The 21914-nt window shown below is 70.5% G+C and carries 11 protein-coding genes; 6 read left to right on the forward strand and 5 right to left on the reverse strand.

What is annotated here, in order from left to right; genetic code table 11:
* Positions 1 to 88: 88 nt before the first annotated feature.
* The 3 genes from D7X96_RS17000 (at position 89) to D7X96_RS39585 (ending at position 3713) form a co-directional block, all read left to right on the forward strand.
* Positions 89 to 661, forward strand: coding sequence for a hypothetical protein (locus tag D7X96_RS17000; protein ID WP_121770204.1), 573 nt, complete (start codon positions 89 to 91; stop codon positions 659 to 661).
* 129 nt (positions 662 to 790) lie between these two features.
* Positions 791 to 2116: a flavin monoamine oxidase family protein gene (locus D7X96_RS17005; protein WP_158616289.1), complete on the forward strand. Its 1326-nt coding sequence runs from the start codon at positions 791 to 793 to the stop codon at positions 2114 to 2116.
* Between the two features lie 85 nt (positions 2117 to 2201).
* Positions 2202 to 3713, forward strand: coding sequence for a hypothetical protein (locus tag D7X96_RS39585; RefSeq protein WP_147468328.1), 1512 nt, complete (start codon positions 2202 to 2204; stop codon positions 3711 to 3713).
* Here the strand turns inward: D7X96_RS39585 and D7X96_RS17015 are convergent.
* Complete coding sequence (locus D7X96_RS17015; RefSeq protein WP_208647325.1) at positions 3703 to 4791, reverse strand: EAL domain-containing protein; 1089 nt, start codon at positions 4789 to 4791, stop codon at positions 3703 to 3705. The genes D7X96_RS39585 and D7X96_RS17015 overlap by 11 nt on opposite strands.
* Before the next feature lie 15 nt (positions 4792 to 4806).
* Complete coding sequence (locus tag D7X96_RS17020; RefSeq protein ID WP_158626589.1) at positions 4807 to 6258, reverse strand: LVIVD repeat-containing protein; 1452 nt, start codon at positions 6256 to 6258, stop codon at positions 4807 to 4809.
* Positions 6259 to 6441: 183 nt separating this feature from the next.
* Here D7X96_RS17020 and D7X96_RS17025 point away from each other — a divergent pair, with 183 nt between their 5' ends.
* Positions 6442 to 10026, forward strand: coding sequence for a PD40 domain-containing protein (locus D7X96_RS17025; protein WP_121770206.1), 3585 nt, complete (start codon positions 6442 to 6444; stop codon positions 10024 to 10026).
* Positions 10027 to 10036: 10 nt separating this feature from the next.
* On the opposite strand, the gene D7X96_RS17030 is transcribed toward D7X96_RS17025, so the two are convergent.
* The gene (locus tag D7X96_RS17030) at positions 10037 to 10681 is read right to left on the reverse strand and encodes a hypothetical protein (RefSeq protein WP_244219617.1); all 645 of its coding nucleotides are present in this window, start codon (positions 10679 to 10681) and stop codon (positions 10037 to 10039) included.
* 105 nt (positions 10682 to 10786) lie between these two features.
* Between D7X96_RS17030 and D7X96_RS17035 the strand changes: the two genes are divergently transcribed.
* Positions 10787 to 12619, forward strand: coding sequence for a CotH kinase family protein (locus D7X96_RS17035; protein WP_121724380.1), 1833 nt, complete (start codon positions 10787 to 10789; stop codon positions 12617 to 12619).
* Positions 12620 to 12687: 68 nt separating this feature from the next.
* Entirely contained in the window at positions 12688 to 13713 is a 1026-nt protein-coding gene (locus D7X96_RS17040) for an NAD(P)/FAD-dependent oxidoreductase (RefSeq protein ID WP_121770207.1), read from the forward strand.
* Here the strand turns inward: D7X96_RS17040 and pbpC are convergent.
* Together pbpC and D7X96_RS17050 are read right to left on the reverse strand one after the other, a co-directional pair.
* Entirely contained in the window at positions 13707 to 16067 is a 2361-nt protein-coding gene (gene pbpC, locus D7X96_RS17045; protein WP_121770208.1) for a penicillin-binding protein 1C, read from the reverse strand. The two genes, D7X96_RS17040 and pbpC, sit on opposite strands and share 7 nt — an antisense overlap.
* 5 nt (positions 16068 to 16072) lie before the next feature.
* The gene (locus tag D7X96_RS17050) at positions 16073 to 21781 is read right to left on the reverse strand and encodes an alpha-2-macroglobulin (RefSeq protein WP_121770209.1); all 5709 of its coding nucleotides are present in this window, start codon (positions 21779 to 21781) and stop codon (positions 16073 to 16075) included.
* Positions 21782 to 21914: the final 133 nt, after the last annotated feature.

The following is a 21914-nucleotide window of genomic DNA, read 5'->3' on the forward strand; positions in this document are numbered from 1 at the left end:
CCCCCACTCCCACCACCCCTAGCTTTTCCCCAACGGAGGGGCCCGAGAGCGCCGTTCCGTCCCACTCACATCTTCCGGGAGACTTTCCATGAAGAAGCTCATTGGGGTGTTCGCGTCCGTGGCGCTGCTGGGTTCGGGTGTGGCCTTTGCCCAGGACAGCGCGTCGCAGGGGGCGCAGCAGCCGTCGTCGTCGTCGTCCGGCAGCATGCAGGGCTCCTCTGGTAGCTCAGGTGCGATGGGCGGTTCTGGCTCGTCGAGCATGACGGGCTCGAACGAGCTGACGGGCAAGGTCGTCAAGAGCGACAGCAAGAAGGTCTACATCAGCAGCACCAGCGGCGCGGTGGTGCCCCTGGAGGTCGACAAGAACACGCAGTTCACCGACCCGAGCATGAAGAACGCCAAGAGCCTGAAGGAGGGCCAGGAGATCCGCGCCAGCTTCCAGGTGAAGGACGAGAAGAACATGGCGACCAGCATCTCGCCGAGCATGGGCACGGGTGGCTCGGGCAGCGACGTGATGTCGCCGGACTCGTCCATCAACGAGGGCACGGGCGGCGCGGGCATGGATGACAAGAACCAGGACGTGGGCAAGGGCAACGACTCCACGATGAATCCGGACACGGGCTCCAGCTCCGGCTCGAGCGGCTCGCCGAAGACCTACTAGCACCGCTTCTCCCCTCCCCTGTTCCTCTCCCTCATGGGAGGGGAGCCCCGGCTCGCGGTCCTTCGTCCAGCGGAGGGCCGCGGGCGTCTTTCCATGATGAGCGCTTCCGCGCGGCGGAGCTGGAGCGGCATGGATCACGAGGCGGATGTCGTCATCCTGGGGGCGGGGGCCGCGGGGCTCGCCGCGGCGGAGCGATTGATGAGCCGGGGCCTGCGGGTCATCGTGCTGGAGGCGCGCGACCGCGTGGGCGGCCGCGTGGCGACGCTCCGGGACACGGTGGCGGATGTGCCCCTGGAGCTGGGGGCCGAGTTCGTCCACGGCAAGCCCACCGGGCTGTTGAAGCGCATCCGCAAGGCGGGGCTGACGGTCAGCCCCTGCAACGACACGCATGCGCTGTTGTGGCGCGGGAAGCTGGGGGACGGCGAGGACGCGTTCGCGTTCCAGGAGCCCCTGATGTCCGTGAAGGGACCCGACCGGCCCATGGCGGAATGGGTGGAGGAGCAGGCGCGCATCCACGCGTGGCCGCCCGTCGTGTGTTCGATGGCGCGTTCGTACGTGCGGGGCTTCTACGCGGCGGATCCGGACATCGCGAGCACGCTCGCCATCGCGCGGATGGAGGCGACCGCTGCCGCGTCCGGCGGGACCACGCCTTCCCGCGTGCTGGAGGGGTATGACCGCGTGCCGCATGCGATGGCCGCGAAGCTGATCGCGAAGCCCGGCACGCTGTTCCTCAATGCCGTCGCCGAGGAGGTGCGCTGGAGGCCGGGCTCGGTCCGTGTGCGGGCCCGGACGCGGCAGGGCACTCCGCTGGGGACTTTCCAGGGGAGGCATGCGGTGGTCACGCTGCCCGTGGGCGTGTTGCAGGCGAAGCCGCCCTCCCCCGGCGCCGTGCGCTTCGTGCCCCGCGTGCGGGAACAGGAGCGCGCCTGGAACCGGCTGGTGATGGGCTCGCTGGTGAAGGTGATCTTGCGCTTCCGTTCAGCGTTCTGGCGGGAGCAGGAGGCCACGTCTCGCTTTGGCTTCTTCCATGCGCCCGCCTCCGCGTTCCCCACGTGGTGGACCCTGTCGCCCCACCGGCGCACGCGGCACCTGGTGGGCTGGAGTGGTGGGCCTTCGGCCGCTTCGCTGTCCCGCTTGAGCGAGAAGGCGGTGCTGGGACGCGCGCTCCAGGGGCTGTCTTCGCTCTTCCGTCTCTCCGTGCGGGAGCTGAACGCGCGGCTGGAGGCGTGGCACGTGCAGAACTGGCAGGAGGAGCCGTACACGCGTGGGGGCTATGCGGTCATTCCGTCGGGTGCGATGGATGCCGTTGAAGCGCTCGCCAGGCCCGTGGGCCGGACGCTGTTCTTCGCGGGTGAGGCCACGCACTCAGGCGGCGACGAGGGCACCGTGCATGGTGCCCTTGAGACGGGACGACGGGCGGCGGACGAGTTGCTGGCGCGGCGCTCGAAGGGCTGAGCCCTCCCTGTTTCCCTGGCGGAGAGGCAGGCGGTGGAGCGGTGGCGGTGATGTGGAAGCGTTCGCGCGTGGACATCTTCATGGCATGCGCCTCTGGATCGCCATCGTCGCGGGATTGAGCATGGGACAGTCGTACGACCCGGAGCCGTTGCCTCCGGAAGATCCGTCCGTGAGGGACCCTGCCGCCGCTGCCCTTCAGGATGCCTATGAGCAGGCCGCGGACGACCGGAACGGTGCGCGGCCTCCTCAGGGCTACGCCATCCAGGCCCCGTCGGATCCGACCGAGGGGAGCTACTACTCGCTGACCCCGTTGTTGCCCGATGGCAGCATGCCGGCCACCTCGGGCGAGGTCGCGGTCCAGCAGTCGCAGACGTACGTGCCTCCGCCCGTTCCGACGTACTTCGACCAGGAGCCCTCCTCCAGCGAGACGGGGGAGACGGCTGCGTCACAGCCCGAGACAGGCACCGGGGGAGCGGGTAGCGCGGGGATCCCCGCGGGGCAGACCACCACGGGCGCAGGCGCTGCGGGGACATCGCCGTCGTCCGGCCCGGCCAGCGCGGCGGCTCCGGGATACGGTGGATCCTACGATACGGGCGCGACCTCCTCGACGGCTCCAGGCTCCGTCGCTCCGAGCGGTGCGGGGCAGACGCCGTTGGATACGTCTCGCGGGGTGCAGGAGCCGGGCGCGACCGCGACGGGCGGCGCGGAGACCGCCGGTACTGGCGCGGCTCCGTCCGAGACTGCGACCGGTGGCTCCGGCACCAACGCGCCCGAGGGCGCGACGGGAGGCTCCGGAACGACGGGCATTGGCGCTGCTGCGCCTGAGACCGCGACAGGTGGCTCCGGCACGACTGGGACTGGCGCTGCTACGCCTGAAGCCGCGACGGGCGGATCCGGAACGATGGGAACCGGCGCAACCACTCCCGAGGCCGCGACGGGAGGCTCGGGCACCACCGGAACCGGCGCTGCATCCGGAGCCGCCGCTCCGTCGGGCACGACGACCCAGGCTCCGGGAGGCACGTCGGCCGTGACGCCTTCGCAGCAGACGACGCAGGGCACACAGCAGGCGCAGACGACCCAACGTCCCCCTGACGCGAACGCCGCCGCGATGAACGAGGAAGTGACCCGCCTGCGCCAGCACATCGCGGACCTGGAGCAGGAAATGGAGGCCCGCGACACCCGGGCCACCGAGCGCACCCAGGCCGTGCAGTCCCAGGTCGACACGCATGAGCAGCGCGCCTACGAAGCCGAGCGCGCCCGGCAGCAGCGGCTGGCGCGGATCCAGTCCGGCGGCCAGTGGATGCTCGCGGCGGATCAGGCGCTGGAACAGGGCGAACTGGACGTCGACAACGCGCTCGACATCGCCGACCAGGACTTCTCCGTCGTGGGACAGAGCGCGTCGACCTATGGGCAGGGTTCGGTCGTGGTCAACTCCCAGCGCATCCGCGCGCAGATTGCCTACGCCCGGGATGCCGCCAACCGGCGGGACATCTACGCCGCTCGCATCGCCCTGCAGACCGCTGGCGAGGAGCTGCGCCTGGCTCGTGCCGCGAGCCTGGAGCGCGCGGGCACGTCCAACTCCCTGCTCAATCCGTGATGCGCGGGGTGCCGCGGGACGGTGCGTCCGCCGGCTTCGCGATGAGATAGCCCTGCACGAAGTCCACCCCGTGCCGGCGCACCCAGGACAGCTCCTCCGCGGTCTCGATGCCCTCGGCCACCGTCTGGATGCCCAGCTGCCGGGCGATCTCCAGCAGCTTCTCCACGATGGAGGCCTTGTAGGGATCCGCGTGGACGCCTCGCACCAGCTCCATGTCCAGCTTCATGAACTCCGGCCGGAGCTGGTGGATGAGGTTCAGTGACGAATAGCCCGCGCCCAGGTCGTCCAGCGCCACCTTGAAGCCCGCTGACCGGTAGAAGTCCACGATGGCGCGCAGGTGCGCCGCGTTCGCGGCCCGGTCGGATTCGATGATCTCGAAGACGACGTGCGACTCCGGGATGCCCGAATCGCGGATGGCGGCCACCGTGGAGCGCAGGCAGTACGCCGGATCGTAGATGGCCGTGGGCGTGAAGTTGATGAACAGGTGCGTCTTCAGCTGGTGCCGCTCCGCCTCGCGGATGGCGGTGGTGCGCGCGGCCAGGTCCAGCTGGAACAACAGCCCCGCCTCGCGCGCCGTGTCGAACAGCCGGTTGGGCGGCACCAGTGCCCCGCCCCGGTCGCGCCCGCGCAGGAGTGCCTCGTGCGCGAAGACGCGGGACGTGTCCTGCGCGTGGACGATGGGCTGGAAGAACGTGGTGAGCCGCGACTCCTCCAGCATGTCCACCAGCCACCCGGACTGATGCAGCGTGGCCAGCCGCTGCAGTGACTCCACGCGCGGGAAGTCCGCCATGCCCGGCTCGCCGTCGCCCTGGATGAAGAGGGCGCGCGTGCCCCGCACCTCCTCCTCCGTCAGCACGTTGGGCAGGCTCGCGGAGAGCTTGCGCAGGCCGCCCTCCTCCATCCCCACCACCACGCATTGCGCGTCGGTGCGCAGCTGGTAGCTGCCCCCCGAATCACGCAGGTGCGCCACCAGCTTGCCCAGGCTGTGGCCCAGCGGAGGCCACAGGAAGAGACGCCCCGGTACGTCCGGCGTCTCGGGCAGGGTCTGGCAGCGGCCACATGCGTTCAACGGGTTCATCACACGCCCTTCGCGTCACGGAGTGTGGCGGAAGATGAGCAGGCCCCGCGTCGTGTCCCACCCATACACCAGACCGTCCGCGACGTGAACGCCCTGCAGGCCGTCGAAGTAGCTCTTGCCGCGGCCCGGGTCGGACTCGTTCCAGGTGTTGAAGTACCCGGCGGCCTTCGGCGTGCCCAGCGTGGACACGTCATACACGCGCAAGCCGTCCTGGTAGTTGGCCACGTAGAGCGTGGTGCCGGACAGGGTCATGCCGCCCAGCGTCGCCTCGCGCCGCAGGGGCAGTTCGCCGCGCTGCACGATGGACGCCGGGTTCGTGGCGTCCAGCGCCAGGATGGTGGAGCCCCACGCGTCCGAGCCCTGGTAGACGACGGTGGAGTCCCCCAGCCTTCCCACCGCCAGGGCGCTGGTGTAGGCGCCGAAGTAGCGGCCGAGGAACTTCGGCACCTTCGTCGCCGTGGCCAGGGGCGTGAGGTCCGTCACCGTGACGCCGTAGCTCCAGTTGCTCACGTACAGGCGGTTGTCCTGCACCGCCAGCGCGTAGGGGTACTCGGCCAGGTCAGGCGAGGCGCCCTCCACCAGGTAGCGCACCACGAGCGTCGGCACCAACGGCTGGGTGACGTCCAGGATGACGATGTCCGCCTTGGGCTGGGGCGACGCCACGTAGAGCAGGTTGCCGTCCTTCGCCATGCCGTCCGCGCGCACCTTCACGTCCGCCAGCACGGTCTTGTCGCAGGTGGGGACCTCCGGGTTCGCGGTCAGGTCGCAGATGCGGATGCCCGTCGCGTAGGTGCCCAGATAGAGCGTCGTGCCGCTCACGAGCAGGCTGGTGAACGTGTCCGTGGAGAACTTCTGCTCGGACACCAGCGCCGGGTGCGCGGGGTCCTTCACGTTGAAGGTGAACAGGCCCTCGCTGCCCGCGATGACGTAGGCGTAGCCGTTCGCCACCGCCACGCCGTTGGCCGCGCCGCGGGGCACCGCGCCCTGGCCCAACAGCTCCACGCGGTCGGACTCGGACTCGTCGGCGCGCCGTGCCACGCGGATGGCGGTGAACGTGCCCTGGCTCACCGTCGAACCGTTGCCGCACACGCGCACCACGCCCAGCACCTCGCCCGGGCCGTTGGCCTTGCAGCCGGCGAACGCGTAGGTCAGCGTCCCGCCGCTCGTGCCCGGCACTTCGCTGGCCAGGTAGAAGGTGTCCTGGGTGACTTGCTTCGTCGTCATCGACAGGCCGACGAGGAGCGGATCGCCGGGCGAGAACCGGATGGCCGAGGGGCCCGAGTAGCCATCATCCAGGTTGATGTTGGCGTTCCAGATGCCTTCGGCCTGGACGGCACTCAACGTCGACCGGTCACATCCGGGCAGGTCGATGGCTTCAAGCCGACACTCGGCCTTGTTGTCGGAACTGTCCTTGCCACAACCGAAGGCGAGGAGCGCGGTAGCCGTCACGAGAGAGAAACGATTCATTCCCTCCTCCATATCGGGCGAGCCCGACCGGAGCCAAGTCCCCTGGCAAACGCAGAGGGAGACGCACCGGGACGTCCACCGCAACGCAAAGAAACAAAAGGACCGCTTGTGCGTTTCCGGTGGGAGAGGGAGCCTTCCTCCGGGCCCCTGATAGCCTGTCTCCTCGCCGTACCGAGGTGCTTTTTGAACCCCCGTCCGCACGTCATCGCCGTGCTGCTGGCCCTGCTCCTGCCGGAGCTCGCGCTGGCCCAGGTCTTCGTCGTTCCCCGTCGCGCGGGGAAGACACCCGTGAACAGCTACGAGTTCGAGTGGCGGCACATCGACATCCTCGTGGGCCCCGCGTCGACAGGGCTCGCGAAGCCCGCTGACCACACCGCGCATGATCAGCCGCCCGGGACGCAGGGCGGAGCCAATCCCGCGGCGCCCACCACGAATTCCGAGACCGGCGACAAGCAGTCCCCGCCGGGCGGCCCGGAGGTCACCCCTTCCGGCAACGTGACCCTGGCGCCGCCGGCGGACACGAAGTCCGCGGCGGGCGGCGTCGCGCCTGACACGGGCGCGTCCGACGCGGGCGTCCCGCCGACGGTGACGGGCCTGGCCGACGGCGGCATCCCGCCTCCGGGCGTGGTGGCGCTGGTGGACGGCGGCACCGCGGGCGACGCGGGAACGCTCGCGAACGCCACGCTGGCGGACGGCGGCACGCTGTTCTCCGGCGCGCCGCTCTTGCTGGGCGGATCCGACGCGGGCTTCAACTACACCTACGCGAAGGACCTGGGCGCGAAGACGGGCGGCGTGCGCTTCTACTTCTACGAACGCGAGCGCGAGGTGGCCGAGCGGGCCGCCCCCATCGTGGAGGAGGCGTACCGGTACCTGGTGGATCAGTTCAAGTACGTCCCCACGGAGACGTTCCCGTACATCCTCTACAGCAGCTACGCGGAGTTCCTCCAGACGAACGTCTTCGCCGTCTCCGAGGGCACGCTGGGCGTCACCTCCACGGAGGACCTGAAGCTGTCCTTGCCGTACCTGGGCGACCACCACCTCTTCGAGGAGGTCAGCACGCACGAACTGGCGCACCAGTTCACCATCCAGAAGGTGCGCACCGTGGCCGAGCAGGCCAAGACGTTCGGGGATCCGCTGGGCGGCTATCCGCTGTGGTTCATCGAAGGTCTGGCGGAGTTCTACGCCAAGCGCGGCCTGGATCCCGAAGCCGAGATGATGGTGCGGGACCTGCTGGTGAACCCGGACCTGATGAAGGGCTATGCCTTCCTCGACTTCTTCTCCCCCGGGCCGTACGGCTACCTGTGGATCTACAAGGTCGGTCAGGCGCGCGTGGCGTTCCTGGAGGAGGAGTACGGCGCGGGCATCACGCAGCGGCTCCTGGAGGAGGCGCCGCGGCTGGTGGGCGGCTCGCGCGACTCCCCGTCGCTCAAGTTCGAGGAGCTGCTGGAGCGGCTGACGGGGGATGACCCGAAGCGCATCTCCGCGCGGTTCGAGAACTGGCTCAAGCGCCGGTCGTTCAAGACGTACCTGGAGTCGTCGCAGACGGCGCCCGCGCTGGACTCGATTGGCGAGACGCCGGGAATCGTGACGGCGATGGCCAGCGGCCCGGACGGCAACGTGCTGGCGCTGCGCACCATCATCCCGGAGACGGGCGAGAGCCGGCTGTACCTCACGGATCCGCGCACGCCGGGCAAGACGGTGAAGGTGGCGGGCGACGGCGTGCCGGGCGTGGAGTCCCTGCACCCGGTGTCCGGCCGTAACTTCGCGCTGACCAAGGACAAGCTCGCGTTCGTGGCGGAGCGCACCGGACGCGACGTGCTGTACGTACAGGACTACGTGCACGTCTCCGAGAAGCGCGCCACGGACGTGCTGGTGCGGCGCTCGGCGGTGCGCACGGGCATTGGCACGGAGGTGGGCCTCAACGTGAAGCTGGAGACGGGGGACCGGCGCGCGTACCGCGTGGACAAGCAGGGCGTGCTGGCCATCTATTCGCCGGCCTTCTCCCCGGACGGCCGCTACGTCGCGTTCATCGGCATCAACGACTCGGGCCTGCGCGACGTGTACCTGGTGGACCTGACGCAGGGCGAGGACGCGAAGGTCCGCAAGCTCACCGACGACGCGTTCGCGGAGCGGCAGGTGACCTGGGGCCCGTCCGGCATCATCTACACGTCCGACGCGACGTCCCACCGCAAGTACAACCTCTTCCGCGTGAAGCCGGACGCGCCGGCGGGCCAGGCCGAGCGGCTGACCAGCGAGGACCGCGACGAGGCGGATCCGCTGGCGCTGCCGGACGGCCGCCTGTTCTTCGTGGCCTACAACAAGAGCAGCTCCGACCTGCACGAGCGCCTGGCGGACGGCCGCATCGTGCGGCGCACGGACCTGACGACGGGCGTCTTCGAGCCGGGCCCCGGCCCCGACGGCGGCCTGTGGATGCTCTTCCACATGAGCGGTGAGCGGAAGCCGTCCCTGCTGCGTCCGCCGCGCATGCTGTCGCTGGAGACCCCGAAGGAGCCGGTGGCGGATCCGCCCTCCCCCATGGCGCTCAAGCCGCTGACGGACGCGCTGAGCTACAAGCCCTTCACGCGGGAGAACATCGAGCTGGGGCCCATCTTCGGCTTCGCGGGCGCGGGCGGCGGCGGCTTCGTGGGCCAGGTGTTCGCGTCCGCGTCGGACCGGCTGCGCGACCACCAGGTGGTCCTCACGCTGGCGGTGTACGGCTCCTTCGAGTTGACGGACGGCCTCTTGCTGTACGTCAACGACGAGAAGCGCACGACGTGGGGCGGCGGTCTGTTCCAGTCCCTGCGCTTCCGCGTGGACAAGACGTTCGACTCCCTGCCGCCGGACCAGCGGCCGTTCTTCGTTTCGTCGGAGCGCTACTTCGGCGCGTTGGGCAGCCTGCGCTACCCGCTCAGCACCTTCTTCTACCTCCAGGGCGACCTGAGCATCGGCGGCACGAAGTACTTCCTGGATGACTTCAGCGAGTTCTACCTGGCGTTCCCGGAGCGCAACGAGGCGAACCAGGACCTGCTCTCCGCGTGGCGCGCGGACAACCAGCACATCCGCTTCCAGACGGAGCTGAGCGGGCGCGTCGGGTACGACAGCATCAAGTACCACTACGCGACGGGGCCGCTGTCCGGCAGCTCCGTGCTGCTGGAGGCCACCGCCGGCGTGCAGCCCTTCGACGGGCAGGCGTACGGCAACCTGCGCCTGGACGCGGAGCGGTACTTCCCCATCTACGGCCGCACCAACTTCTTCGCGCGCCTGGGCGCGGGCAGCACGGTGGGCGGCCGCTACGCGCGCTCCTACTACCTGTCCAGCTTCGACACCCTGCGCGGCGTGAACTTCGGCGACGAGCGGTGGCTGCTGGGCCAGCACTTCGTCTACGGCACCGTGGAGGCGCAGCTGCCCCTCAACGACATCATCCGGGTGGCCTTCCTGAGCGACCTGGAGGCCATCGCCGCGATGGACGCGGGTGGCGTGGGCGATGGCGCGAGGGACCTCTGGGACCACCGCGTGCTCAACGCCGTCGTGGGCTTCAACCTGTCGCTGGGGCCCCTGCTCCTGCGCCTGCACTTCGCGCGGCCCTTCGACATCAACGCCGCCGCGGGCAAGCCCGACGAGGGCTGGGTGACGAACTTCTCCATCGGCGTCGCCGGCCTCAACGGCTTCTTCGACACGAAGGGTGACCGCAGGCCGGGGTCCACCACGCCGGGCCCGGCGCTGATGCCCGCGCTGGGCGGCGGCTACACGACGCCCATGGTGCACTGAGGCAAGGGCTTCAGGACTGCGCGGCGACGAGGGCGGCGTTGGCGCGAGCCAGCGGCCCCCCGTCGTTGGGGATGCGCTCGAAGTCCCCGCGCAGGGCCTTGATGGCGAACTTCTCCAGGTCGATCTCCCGGCGGGTGCGTACGCCCAGCGCGCGCACCAGCACGGACAGGGGCCCGAAGCCGGTGAGGCCGTGCTGGAGGAGCAGCCCCAGGGTGATGCCGCCGAGCACCCTCAGGCCCCGGCCGGACTCGCGGCCGAGCAGCAGGCCGGCCAGCGCCACGGCGGGGACGCCCACGACCAGGGTCCGGTGCACGTCCCACTCGTGCTCCAGCTTTTCGAGGTACCGGCTCATCTCCGAGCGGTCCCCCTGCTCCGCCATGAAGCGGACACACGACTCCACGTGAGCGTCGATGCGCTGGTTCATCGTGGAAGGCGCGTGGGCGCGCACGGCATCGGTCGAGGTCTGGTTCCAGGACTCCATCATCACTCCCTTGTCGGACTCGGGCCGTCCTCCAGCCTGCTCCCAGGAAGCTAGGTCCGCCGGGCGCATCCGTGCACAGGGCAACGTCTGGCGGCCGCCGCCCGGCTGCCCGCTCCGGGGGGCGCGCTCCTTCACGCGGTCCGTCAGCGGCCCCCAGCGAGGGCAGGCGAGCATTCCGGAGAGGGAAAGAGTTTTCCCCGCGTGGGGTGATCCATTGCCCTGGTCTTGCCCCGAGTCCCACCTGGCAGGGAGGCATGGGGCTTGCTCAGGGGTCGAGCGATGATGCGCTTACGACTCCTGATCAGCCTGACGATGCTGCTGGCCGCATGTGGTGGCGGCACAGCGAACCCCGATGACAATCCCTCCGTGACCGATCCCGGCATCACGGACCCCAGCGCGGATGCTGGCGTTCCCGACGCGGGCTCGACGGACGCGGGGACTCCGGACGCCGGGGCCTCCGACGGCGGACCGGTGGACGCGGGCCCGGGCCCGGTGGATGGCGGGAGCTCGGACGCCGGCACGGATCCGCAACCGGTGCCGGAGGTGGAGCGGCCCTTCACGCTGCCCAAGGTCCAGACGTCGTTGCCGGAGTACGTGCTGACCATGCCGCCGGAGACGCTGGCGAAGTTCATGGCGAACCCGCTGACCGAGGAGCAGGACGCGACGTTCCAGGCGAACGGCAAGACGTTCCCGGTGAAGGTGCGGCTGCGCGGGGCTTCCGCGCGCTACTTCGAGAAGAAGAGCTGGAACGTCAGCTTCGCGGACAAGGACAAGTTCGAGGGGCGCACGTCGCTCAACCTCATCGCCGAGTACGCCGACGCGTCGATGCTCGCGGAGAAGATCTCCTACGACCTGCTGGCGGCCATGCGGGTGCCGGCGTCGAAGGCGACGTTCGTGCGGCTCTCCGTGAACGGTCAGTACGAAGGCGTGTTCCTGGAGGTGGAGCAGGTCAACAAGGCCTTCGTCAAGGCGCGGCAGTTCCCGGATGACGACGCGACCATCTACCGCGCGGGCTGGAAGGACACGGAGTTCAAGACGTGGAAGGTGCCCTACCAGGGCGACTGGGTGAAGAAGACCAACGAGAGCGAGCCCGACGACGCGCTGTGGGAGGTGCTGGACGTCATCAACCACACGCCGGAGCCGCAGCTGGTGGCCGCGCTGGAGAAGAACCTGGAGCTGGAGTCCTACGTGCGCTCCATGGTGCTGGACGCGCTGATGTCCAACAACTTCGTGGAGGACTCCGAGAGCTACTTCATCCACGACGACATCACCGGGCGCTGGCGCTACGTGCCGTGGGACCTGAACAACGTGGACGCGCGCTGGTGGTACACGAACTCGGTGCAGGACCAGTCCGCCTCCACGAGCAACATGAAGCACCCGCTGTTCAACTTCACGCTGCTGGATGGCTGGGTGGAGAAGATGTACCTGCAGCGCAAGCTGGAACAGGGGAGCTACCCGGGCTACCTGCCGACGTTCTCCAACATGGGCACGCGCGTGGTGCTCAACCCCGTGCTGCGCGCCCGGCTGGAGGCTCGGCTGGACAAGGCGCTGGACGAGCTCTTCACGTCGAAGGTGATGGACCCGTACATCGATCAGCTCCACGCGCTGATTGACGCGTCCATGAAGACCGACCCGTACATGGACTACGCGAAGTTCAGCGCGGGCAAGGCGTACATGAAGCGCTTCGTGCAGTTCCGCCGCGACTTCGTGAAGGCGGAGGTGAAGCGGCTGAAGGCACAGCAGTCCACGCTGGTGATGGAGGCGTTCGACCCGCGCGAGGGTTGGGTGGAGGTGGGCAATCACGGCACGGAGCCGGTGTCGCTCAAGGGCATGACGCTGACCACGAACCTGCGGGTGAGCCTGGCGGGCGGGGGCTACGCGCCCACCATCGTGAAGGCGCCCACGGGCGCGGTGCTGGACCACATGACGGTGCCACCGGGCCAGCGGGTGCGGCTCACGGGCGCGTTGCTGGGCATCACCTTCCCCGCCAAGGGTGAGGTGGGCCTGTTCGACGGCACGTCCGTGGTGGGCATGAAGGACGCGCTGTTCTACGGCGAGCTGCCCGCGGGCAAGCACTACGTGCGCGGCGAGGACGGCTGGGAGGTGCGCTGAGTCTTCGCGCGGACAGCGTGCGAGGCTGAGACGTGCGAGGCGGGCGGGGACGGGTTAGCACCCGGACCATGCCCGCCTCTCGTATTTTGGATGAGCTGCTGCCGCGCCGTTCCGCTCCCCTGCCCCGCGTGGCCGTGATTGGCGCGGGCATGTCGGGGCTGACGCTCGCGCGCGTGCTCACGGGCGCGGGGTTTGGCGTGCGGATGCTGGACAAGGGGCGGGGGCCGGGAGGACGGCTGTCCACGCGGAGGAGCGCGGATGGGGGCACGTTCGACCATGGCGCGCAGTACTTCACCGCGCGGGATGCGCTCTTCCGGGAGCTGGTGGACGCGTGGAGCGCGGAGGGCGTCGTCGCGGAGTGGCGCGGACGCATCGGGACGCTGACGCGTGGGGTGGTGACTCCCGCGAAGGAGTCCGTGCGGTACGTGGGCGTGCCGGGGATGAGCGCGGTGGCGAAGGCGCTCGCGGACGGGTTGGACGTGCGCATGGGCGTGCGGGTGGAGCGCGTGGCGCGTGAAGGCCGGGCCTGGCGGCTGACTTCGGAGGCGGGCGAGGACCTGGGGCTCGCGGAGGTGGTGGTGGCCGCGGTGCCCGCGCCGCAGGCGGTGCCGCTGCTGGCGGCGGCCCCCGCGTTGGCGGCTCAGGCGGGGGCGGCTCGGATGTCGCCATGCTGGGCGGTCATGGCGCGATTCGATGCTCCGGTGGCGGTGGCGCTGGATGGCGCGTTCGTGGAGGACTCGCCGTTGTCGTGGGTGGCTCGGGACACGAGCAAGCCGGGGCGGACTTCGGGTGAGCGCTGGGTGCTTCACGGGTCGCCGGAGTACAGCGCGGCGCACCTGGAGGAGACGGCGGAAACCATGGCTCCGAGGCTCGTGGAGGCGTTTGGTCAGGCGCTGGGCCGGGACGTGCGCGCGGTGGAGGCCGTGGCGCACCGATGGCGCTTCGCGATGCCGTCACCGCCTCTGGACGCTTCCGCGTTGTACGACCCGGCGCTGGGACTGGGGGCCTGCGGTGACTGGTGCGCGGGGCCGCGTGTCGAGGGCGCGTTCCTGAGTGGCGCCGCGTTGGCGAGGCGGATCTCCGGGGCCTACTGACGCTCGCGGACCACCAGCGTGCGGCGTGCCGTCAGTCCGCGGTCGTCGGTGACGAGGATGTCGTGCGTGCCCACGCTCGGCTTCCACCAGAGGCGCTCGGCGGCCCTCGCGGTTCCCAGCACGGCTCCGTCCACGAACCATGTCAGCTCGCGGTCGTGCGCGGCCTCCGCCTCCAGGGGGATCTTCTGCTCCTCCGTGTTCATGCCCGGGATGAGCAGCGCCACCTGCCCCTCCGGCGGCGAGAGGATGGTCGGCGTGTCGCGCTCCCCTCCCGCGACGCAGCCGGGTGCCAGGGGCGGCGGTTCGGGCAACTGACGCTGCTGCTCCGCGAGCCACCGGCGCAGACTGGACGGCCAGGTGAGGTACACGCGCGACTCCGTCTTGCGTCCGTCACGGCACCCCGGCCCCACCGCCAGGCCCGACGCCACGTCCACCTCCACCCGGTGGTGGTACGGACACGGCGCCGTCGGCACCGCCGTGCGCACCGCGTCCACCCGCTTGCGCTGCGTGCACGCGTCCGTGGGCAGGTGCCCCGAATACGCGCACACCTCCACGCTCACCAGGTCCCTGGGCGGCGCGGCGTCCTCCTCCTGCAACGCCGCGCCCCTGGGTCCAATCCCTTCCAGGATGTCGAACAGCAGCGGGGCCGCGTTCTCCGCGCCCACCAGGTGCACGCTCGACGCGTGGTCGAAGTTGCCCAGCCACACCACCGCCGTGTGCTTCGGCCCGGAGCCCGCCGCCCATGCATCCCGGTTGCCAAAGCTCGTGCCCGTCTTCCAGTGCACCCGCGCCGGCAGCCCCGTGAGCCGCCGCCGCTCCGGGAAGTCCGGCCGGTCCCTCAACGCCAATGCCTTGCGCGTCAGCCACGCTGCCCCTGGCGACACCAGCGACGAGGCCGCCTTCGCGGGCGCGTCCTCCTCCAGCACCCGAAGGGGCCGCACCTGGCCATCTCCGGCCAGCGCCAGGTACACGCCCGTCAGCTCCAGCGGCGTCAGCTCCAGGCCACCTACCGCCGCGGACAGGCCGTAGTGCCCCGGCCGCGGATCCAGGCTGGTGACGCCCGCCTGCCGCAGCGACCCCAGGAAGCCCTCCACGCCCACCCGCTCCAGCAGCCTCACGAACGGCAGGTTGAGCGACTGCGACAGCGCGGACTCCATCCGCACCAGCCCCAGGAATCGCCCGTCGAAGTTGCGAGGCTGGTAACCGCCGTACGCCACCGGGATGTCCGGCACCAGCGTCTCCGGCCCCACCAGGCCCTGATCAATCCCCAGCGCGTACAACAGCGGCTTGAGCGCCGAACCCGGCGAGCGCGGCGTGGCGAAGCCGATGATCTGCCCGCCGTGCTTTTCATCGAAGAAGTCGAAGTTCCCCACCAGCGCGCGCACCTCGCCCGTCTCCCGGTCCGCCACCACCGCCGCGCCGTTGTGGATGCCCTGCCTGTCCAACCGCCGCGCCGCTTCTCCGAGCGTGCGCTCCACGAACCGCTGCGTGCCCGCGTCCAGCGTCGTCGCCAGCCACGTCTCTCCCGGCCGCTGCGCCTTGAGCCACACCGCCGCGTGCGGCGCCTCCCTCGGAAACGGCGTGAGCACGTCAGGCACCTGCGTGGCCCGCACCTCCGCGAGCACCGCGTCGGACGCGACGCCCTCCACCGCCAGCCCTCCGGAATCCAGCAGCCGCCGGGCAATGTCGTCCCGGGCCGAGCGCAACCGGTCCCGGTTCTCCGGCGACGGGAAGCGCCGGTTCGGGTTCTGCGGCACCGCCAGCAGCGTGGCGATCTCCGCCGGGCTCAGGTGCTGGGCGGTGTGCCCGAAGTACGCGAGCGCCGCCGCCTCCACGCCCTCCACGTTGCGCCCGTAGGGCACGAACTGGAGGTACGCCTCCAGCACCTCCTGCTTGGACAACCGCGCCTCCAGCTGGGCGGCGCGGAACGACTCAATCACCTTCGAGGTGAACGTGCGGGGACGGGGCTCCAGCACGCGCACCAGCTGCATCGTCAACGTGGACGCTCCGGACACCCGGCGCCCCCGGCTCAGGTTGAGACCGAGGGCGCGCAGGGCCGCGATGGGATCCACGCCCGGGTGCTGGAAGAACCGCTTGTCCTCCAGCGCCAGGAGGGCGCGGACATAGGCCCGGTCGACGCGGTCCTTCGGCGCGGGGATGCGCCACCGCTCGTCCGGGGCGAGGAAGACGTACGCGGGCGCTCCGTCCCGGTACGCCATCACCACCGAGGGGGGCGCCGCCAACCGCTCCGGCAGCGGCACCCACCAGGCCGCCGCGAGGCCCATGCCCAAGAGCACGAGCCCCGCCAGCGCCACCCCCACCCACCGCTTCACGTTGAGACGCATGCGACGCATGGGGCCTAGAGCAGGTCGTCCTTCCAGGGGCCCGCCACCTGCACCGTGCCCGCGGATTCACGGGCCCAGATGGAGGAGTCGTACATCGCCTCGGCCTCCGCGGACGGCAGGGTGAAGCTGCCCGCGGTCACCGCGCGCACCGCGTAGACGAGCTTCTTCGTCTCGTGGGCCTGCAGCGTGCCGAACGCCTCCATGCGGTCATCGCGCACGTTCACGTAGTCGGCGGCCCAGAGCGAATCCGCGTCCACCCAGTCCACGCTGCCGCCGCGCCCCAGGCGGGCGTTCTCAATCTCCCAGCCCGCCGGCAGCCGGTCCACCAGGGCGATGTTCTGCACGCGCTCGGCCCGGGTGTTGGTGACCTCCAGCTCCACGTAGATGAGGTCCGCCAGCTTCACCGGCTGGGCCTTGAGGTCCAGCGTGGTGCCGTCCAGCGAGCGCCAGGTGCGCTTGAGCGTCAGCCCCTCTCCGCCCACCTTCACCTCGGGCGTGGTGCGCACGCCCTCGCTGTTGAGGATGAGGTAGACGTTGCCGCCGCCCTTCTCCTTCAGGTCCAGCGTCATGCTGGCGCGCTCGCTGGCGCGGGCCAGCGACCACGTGCGGTCCGACACGCGCGCGTCCTTCTCCGCGACGGGCGTCACCGTCTTGCCCGCCACCGTGAGCGTGGGCGGCGTGAAGCTGGTCGCCGTGCCCTGCAGCCGCTTGCCCAGGCCGGTGATGCCCCAGACCAGCTCCTGCGTGGAGTAGTACGCCGACGTGCGGGTCGACAGCGCCGTCGCCACCATGCGCGCCAGGGGCTCGCCCTCCGGCGCGTCGCCGAAGAGGTCCTGGAAGGTGCTGAGCGTCATCCCGCGCCGGCGCCGGTCCGAATAGAACGACCAGCTGTTCTTGCGTTCATCCGTGATGGTGGACACGTCCGGGTTGCGCAGCTCCTTCTCGTAGCGGCGGTCGCCGGACAACCACAGCGCGGCCTTGAGCAGGTACAGGTCCTCCTGGTCCTCGCCGCTGAGCGCCGCCTTCTTCGCCGCCGTCTCCAGCGCGCTCACCATGGCCTGCGCCCGCGCCTTGCGCCCCTTGCCCGCCACCGCGAGCACGTAGTGCATGTACGCCTCCGAGTGCTGGCCGTAGTGGTCGTCCTGCCCCAGGCGGCCCTCCTTGCGGGTCAGCTCGTCGCCCATCCACGCGAGCGCGCTGTCCACGCGGTCCTCCGGCACCGGGTACTTCAGCTTGCGCGCGTCCAGCAGCATGTGCGTCGCGTACGCCGTGCCCCAGGCCACCGGCTCCGTCTGGCCCGGCCAGTACGCGAAGCCACCCGACGCCGTCTGCATGGACAGCACCCGGTTGATGCCCGACTGCACCATGTCCTCCACCTTCGCCGTGGAGACCAGCGTCGGGTCCACGCGCTCCACCAGCTGGCTCACGAACAAGAGCGGGCGCGTGGAGGACGTCGTCTGCTCGATGCAGCCGTGCGGGTAGCGCACCAGGTACGAGAGGTGCTGGAGCGACTTCGCGTACGGATTGTTCGTCACCCAGACGTTGGTGCGCTCCGTCGTGGGCACCCAGCCCGCGAGCAGCGGCTTCAGGTCCGTGGTGCCCTGCGCCAGCTCCACCTGTTGGATGCGGCGCTCACGCGGGCCCGCGGGAGACAGCGGTACATCCAGCTGCTCGCGCGACGTGTAGCCACCGCCCTCCACCGTCACCGTGAGCCGCGCCGCGCCCACGGACTGCACCGCGCGGCCCTGGAACACGAAGGTGCGGGACTTGCCGTCCTCCAGCTTCGCGCGGCCCTCGCTCTTGCCCTTGAGCTCCAGCGGCGAGCTGCCCAGGCCCTCCGGCATCGCGAGCCCCGGCACCGCCAGCGCCTCCGAGGACAGTGACACCTTCACGTCCTGCGCCTTGCCGGACAGGTTGGTGACGAAAACGGGGATTTGAATCTCGTCGTTCTGGGTGAGGAAGCGCGGCAGCGTCGTCTGGAGCACCAGCGGGTCGCGCACCAGCACCTGCGCGCTGGCCCTGCCAATGCGCTTGTTGCCCGCCGTGACGACCATCACCCGCACGGCGCCCCGGTACTGCGGCAGCTTGAAGGGCACCTTCAGCTTGCCGTTGGCGGGCACCTCCACCACGCCGCTCCACAGGGCCACGGGCTTCACCGGCTGCACGCGGCCTTCGGCGCCGCCCTCGTCACCACCGGTGGAGCTGGAGTTGCCGCCCGGCGGCACCAGGAGCGCCCAGCCCACGGTCTCGTAGGTCTGGATGCCCAGCGCGCGCCGCGTGAAGATCTCCTTCAGCGGATCCGGGCTCTGGAAGCGCGTGAGGGACAGGATGCCCTCGTCCACCACCGCCACGGTGGCGAAGGTGGGGCCCTCCACGCCCTCCACCGCCACGTCCACGGTGAGCGTGTCGTTGCTCCTCACCTCCTTGGGCACCGTCAGCGTGACGGCCTGGGTGAAGTCCACCGGCTCCAGCGCGATGCTGCCCACGCCGAAGGCGCGGTCCGGCATGAACGCCTGGGCGGACTCCAGATGCGGGTCCTTCACCAGGAACGCGCTCACGTACACGTTGGGCGCGTACTCGGACGGCGTGAACGACCAGGTCACCTCGCCGGGGTCCACCTGCTTCCACGCGGTGGTGAGCACGCGGTCGGTCTCCACGGTGAAGAGGACGCGGCCCCGGTAGGGCGCCTTCATCTTCACGGTGAGGGCCTCGCCCACCTTGCCCTTCGCGGGCAGCGAGAGGTCCAGCGCCGTGGGCTTCAGCGGCCGCGGCGTCTGGTCCACGCGCGAGCCCTCGCCCCACCAGTAGTAGCGGCCGTCGCCTTCGATGGCCAGGTCCGTCTGGGTGTTGCCCGCGCGAGCGCGCACCAGGTAGCCCGCGCCGTCGCGGCCCGGCAGCACCGTGGCGGTGAAGCGGCCGTTCTCCACCTTCGCCGTCGCCTCGCCCTCACGCTGCGGGCGCAGGTAGCGCTGGTAGCGCTCGTAGCCGGATTCCTCGTCGTAGTAGTAGCCGTAGTTCTCCTCGAGCAGCTGGTACTCCAGCTGCACCGTCTTCGGCGCCTTGTCGCCGGTGAGCAGCTGGCCGTTCCAGTCCACCACCACGCCGGTCAGCGTGAACGGCGTGGCCGCCTTCACCTTCTGCGTGTTGGCCTGGAGGCCCAGGTAGTACGCCTCCGGGTGCACGGGCACGGTGGCCTCTCCGATGGTGGAGCGGCCGCTGCCGGACTCGAAGACGCTGGCCACCGCGGACAGCCGCGCCGCGCCCTTCATGGGGCCGGACTGCGCCTGCGCCGGGCAGTTGAGGAGCACCTGCCCCTTCGCGTCGAGCGTGCCCTTCACCTGCCCCAGCGTGACGGGCCGGGGCAGGTTGCCGTCCTGGCGCCAGACGCCATAGGTGTACTGGGCGTTCTGCTTGGGCTTGAAGGCCACGGACTCCAGCCGGCACGTCATCTCCACCGGGCTGCCCTCCGCGGAGCCGCCGAAGAGGTACGCGGCCTCCACGCCCACGGGGATCTCCTTGCCCTGCACGTAGCCCGGCGCGGTGGTGCTGGCCGTGACCTTCATGCGCTCCGGGACGAACTCCTCCACGTTCACCGCGTAGGAGGCCACGTCGCGGTCCGCCACCTTGAGGCGCACCCAGTAGTGGCCCGTGTCCTGGAACGCCGCGAAGGCCTGATCAAACGCCACCAGGCCCGCCGTGTTCGTCTTCAGCGTCACCTTGCGGATTTCGCGCTCGCGAGGGTCGATGACGCGCACCTCCACCGGCATGCCCACCGGCGGCGCCAGGTTGTCCTGGCCGCGCAGCACCGCGGCCACGTGCGCCGTCTCACCCGGGCGGTACACGCCGCGGTCGGACCAGACAGAGGCGCGGTAGGGCTGCTCGGCGCGGTACGGCTCGCCCTGCACGTCCGAGTTGGCGATCTCCGTCTTCAGCTCGTCGTACTTGAGGTACGTGAGCTCGTCGCCCTTGCGCGCCACCAGCGCGAACGGCGCGCTGTCATCCACGCCCGGCGCGGGCACCTTGAGCTGGCAGCCGCCCTCGCCCTGCGTGGTGCAGCGGGCCACGGACTGGCCGCTCTTCTTGATGAGCGACACCTCCACGCCGGACAGCGGCTCGGTGCTCTCCAGGCCCAGGGCCCAGACCCACACCTCGCCGGAGTCCTTGGAGCCCACGGCGGGACCGCCGCGCTTGGCCACGAGGCTCAGGTCGGTGAGCAGGATGCGGGAGGCGGCCTTGTAGTCGCCGCGCTCGGCGAGGATTTCCACCAGGCCGCGCGTGTTCGCGGGGACCAGCGAGGCCACGTCGATGTACGTGGTGAGCAGCGCGTCCGGTGTGGACTTGAGCGGCACGTTCTTGCGCACCAGCACGTTGCTCGTGCGCTCGTCGGCGCTCTCCGAGTAGTCACTGCCCATCCAGAAGACGAGGTTCTCCGGCGGCACGTTGCGCACCGTGAGGGTCACCTCCTCCAGGTTGAGGTGCTGCAGGGGCAGGTTGCGCCACGCGCTGCGCGGCAGGTAGCGGCCGTTGGCGTTGAAGCGCACCTGGGACTGGCGCGCGGGCACGGAGAAGCCGCGCGACCAGGCGCCCATCAGCGTGCCGCCGCCCACGGACAGCGTGCCCTCCGCGATGGAGAGCGTGTGCGGGCCGCGCTTGAAGTCACCGAAGATGCGGAAGCCGCGCCGCGACGGGGCCACGGTGAACTTCACCTTCGGCTTGAAGCGGATGGCGTCCTGGGCCACCGCGTCGCTCAGGCTGCAGCCCTTGTTGTCATCATCGTAGTAGTACGAGTCCCACTGCTCGTCGGTGGGGCTGGCCGGGGCGTCCGCCGCCACGTCGCGGCAGCTCACCTCGTAGAAGTAGCCGCTGGAGCCCTCCTGGAGGCTCACGTAGGTGATGTCCAGGCGCTTGCCGCCGTTCAGCGGGAAGCTGCCCGTGGCCGCGGGCGCCTGCTCCTTGGAGCCCGTCCCCGCGGAGGTCAGTCCCTCGCGCAGCGAGAACTGCACCGTCGCGCCGGGCTTGAGCTTCGGGTGGGTGAGCGCCACGGAGAGGGAGTTGCGCGTGTCCGCGCGGGTGCTCCACTTCACGTCGCTGATGGCGGCGTCGCCCACGCGGAAGCTCATGCGCGAGCGCACGGCGGCCAGGTCCACCGGGCCGGAGAAGTCCACGTTCGCGTCCACGCGGCCCTTGGGGTCCACGCGCGTGGGGTAGACCTGGGAGAACTTGAAGGCGTAGGTCGTGAAGTTGTAGCGCCAGTCCCGGAACGACGCCGGCTGGACGATGCCCGCGTCGGTGTTCACCGCGTCCACGGACACGGTGTACGTCGTGCCGGCCGCGAAGCCCGTGGACGGCGTGAAGAGCAGCGACGAGGGGCCCGTCCACTTCAGGCTGCCCGCGACCTCCGGAGAGAACGTGACGCGGGTGCCCTCCACGCTCTCGTAGCGCGGGCGCACGGGCAGCGCGAACTCGATGACGACGCCCAGGGGCACGGAGTTCTCACTGGCCAGCTCGTGGATGACGGGCGTGAGCTTCGCGGCCTGCACCGGCGTGGGCTGGGACGGGGCGCCGGCGTCGGGCGCCAGGGCGGTCGGGGTGTCGCCGGGCGGCGTCTTCGCGGGCTCCTGCTTGCAGCCGGCGGCGAGCGCGCCCACGAGCAACGCCGGCAAGAGCCAGCGGGCACGGGGCGTGCGCGCGGCCTTCGGCGGGACTGCGGACTGCGGGGACATGTTTCCTCCAGGGGTGGCGGCGGAACCGATTTCATGCCGCGTGCCGCGCGTGGGGCCGTGGAGGCGCACGGGAAGTGCGGCCCGGCGACCACGTGCCGGCGCTCCCCCGTGCGCGTCCGCGGGCCCACAGGGT

The sequence above is a fragment of the Corallococcus interemptor genome (assembly GCF_003668875.1).
Classification (GTDB): Bacteria; Myxococcota; Myxococcia; order Myxococcales; family Myxococcaceae; genus Corallococcus; species Corallococcus interemptor.

Excerpts from the sequence above, each read along its gene's own strand:
- D7X96_RS17040 (WP_121770207.1), top strand. The coding sequence starts at position 12,688 with ATGCCCGCCTCTCGTATTTTGGATGAGCTGCTGCCGCGCCGTTCCGCT.
- pbpC (WP_121770208.1), bottom strand. The coding sequence starts at position 16,067 with ATGCGTCGCATGCGTCTCAACGTGAAGCGGTGGGTGGGGGTGGCGCTG.
- D7X96_RS17020 (WP_158626589.1), bottom strand. The coding sequence starts at position 6,258 with ATGAATCGTTTCTCTCTCGTGACGGCTACCGCGCTCCTCGCCTTCGGT.
- D7X96_RS39585 (WP_147468328.1), top strand. The coding sequence starts at position 2,202 with ATGCGCCTCTGGATCGCCATCGTCGCGGGATTGAGCATGGGACAGTCG.
- D7X96_RS17015 (WP_208647325.1), bottom strand. The coding sequence starts at position 4,791 with ATGAACCCGTTGAACGCATGTGGCCGCTGCCAGACCCTGCCCGAGACG.
- D7X96_RS17005 (WP_158616289.1), top strand. The coding sequence starts at position 791 with ATGGATCACGAGGCGGATGTCGTCATCCTGGGGGCGGGGGCCGCGGGG.
- D7X96_RS17050 (WP_121770209.1), bottom strand. The coding sequence starts at position 21,781 with ATGTCCCCGCAGTCCGCAGTCCCGCCGAAGGCCGCGCGCACGCCCCGT.
- D7X96_RS17000 (WP_121770204.1), top strand. The coding sequence starts at position 89 with ATGAAGAAGCTCATTGGGGTGTTCGCGTCCGTGGCGCTGCTGGGTTCG.
- D7X96_RS17030 (WP_244219617.1), bottom strand. The coding sequence starts at position 10,681 with ATGCTCGCCTGCCCTCGCTGGGGGCCGCTGACGGACCGCGTGAAGGAG.
- D7X96_RS17035 (WP_121724380.1), top strand. The coding sequence starts at position 10,787 with ATGATGCGCTTACGACTCCTGATCAGCCTGACGATGCTGCTGGCCGCA.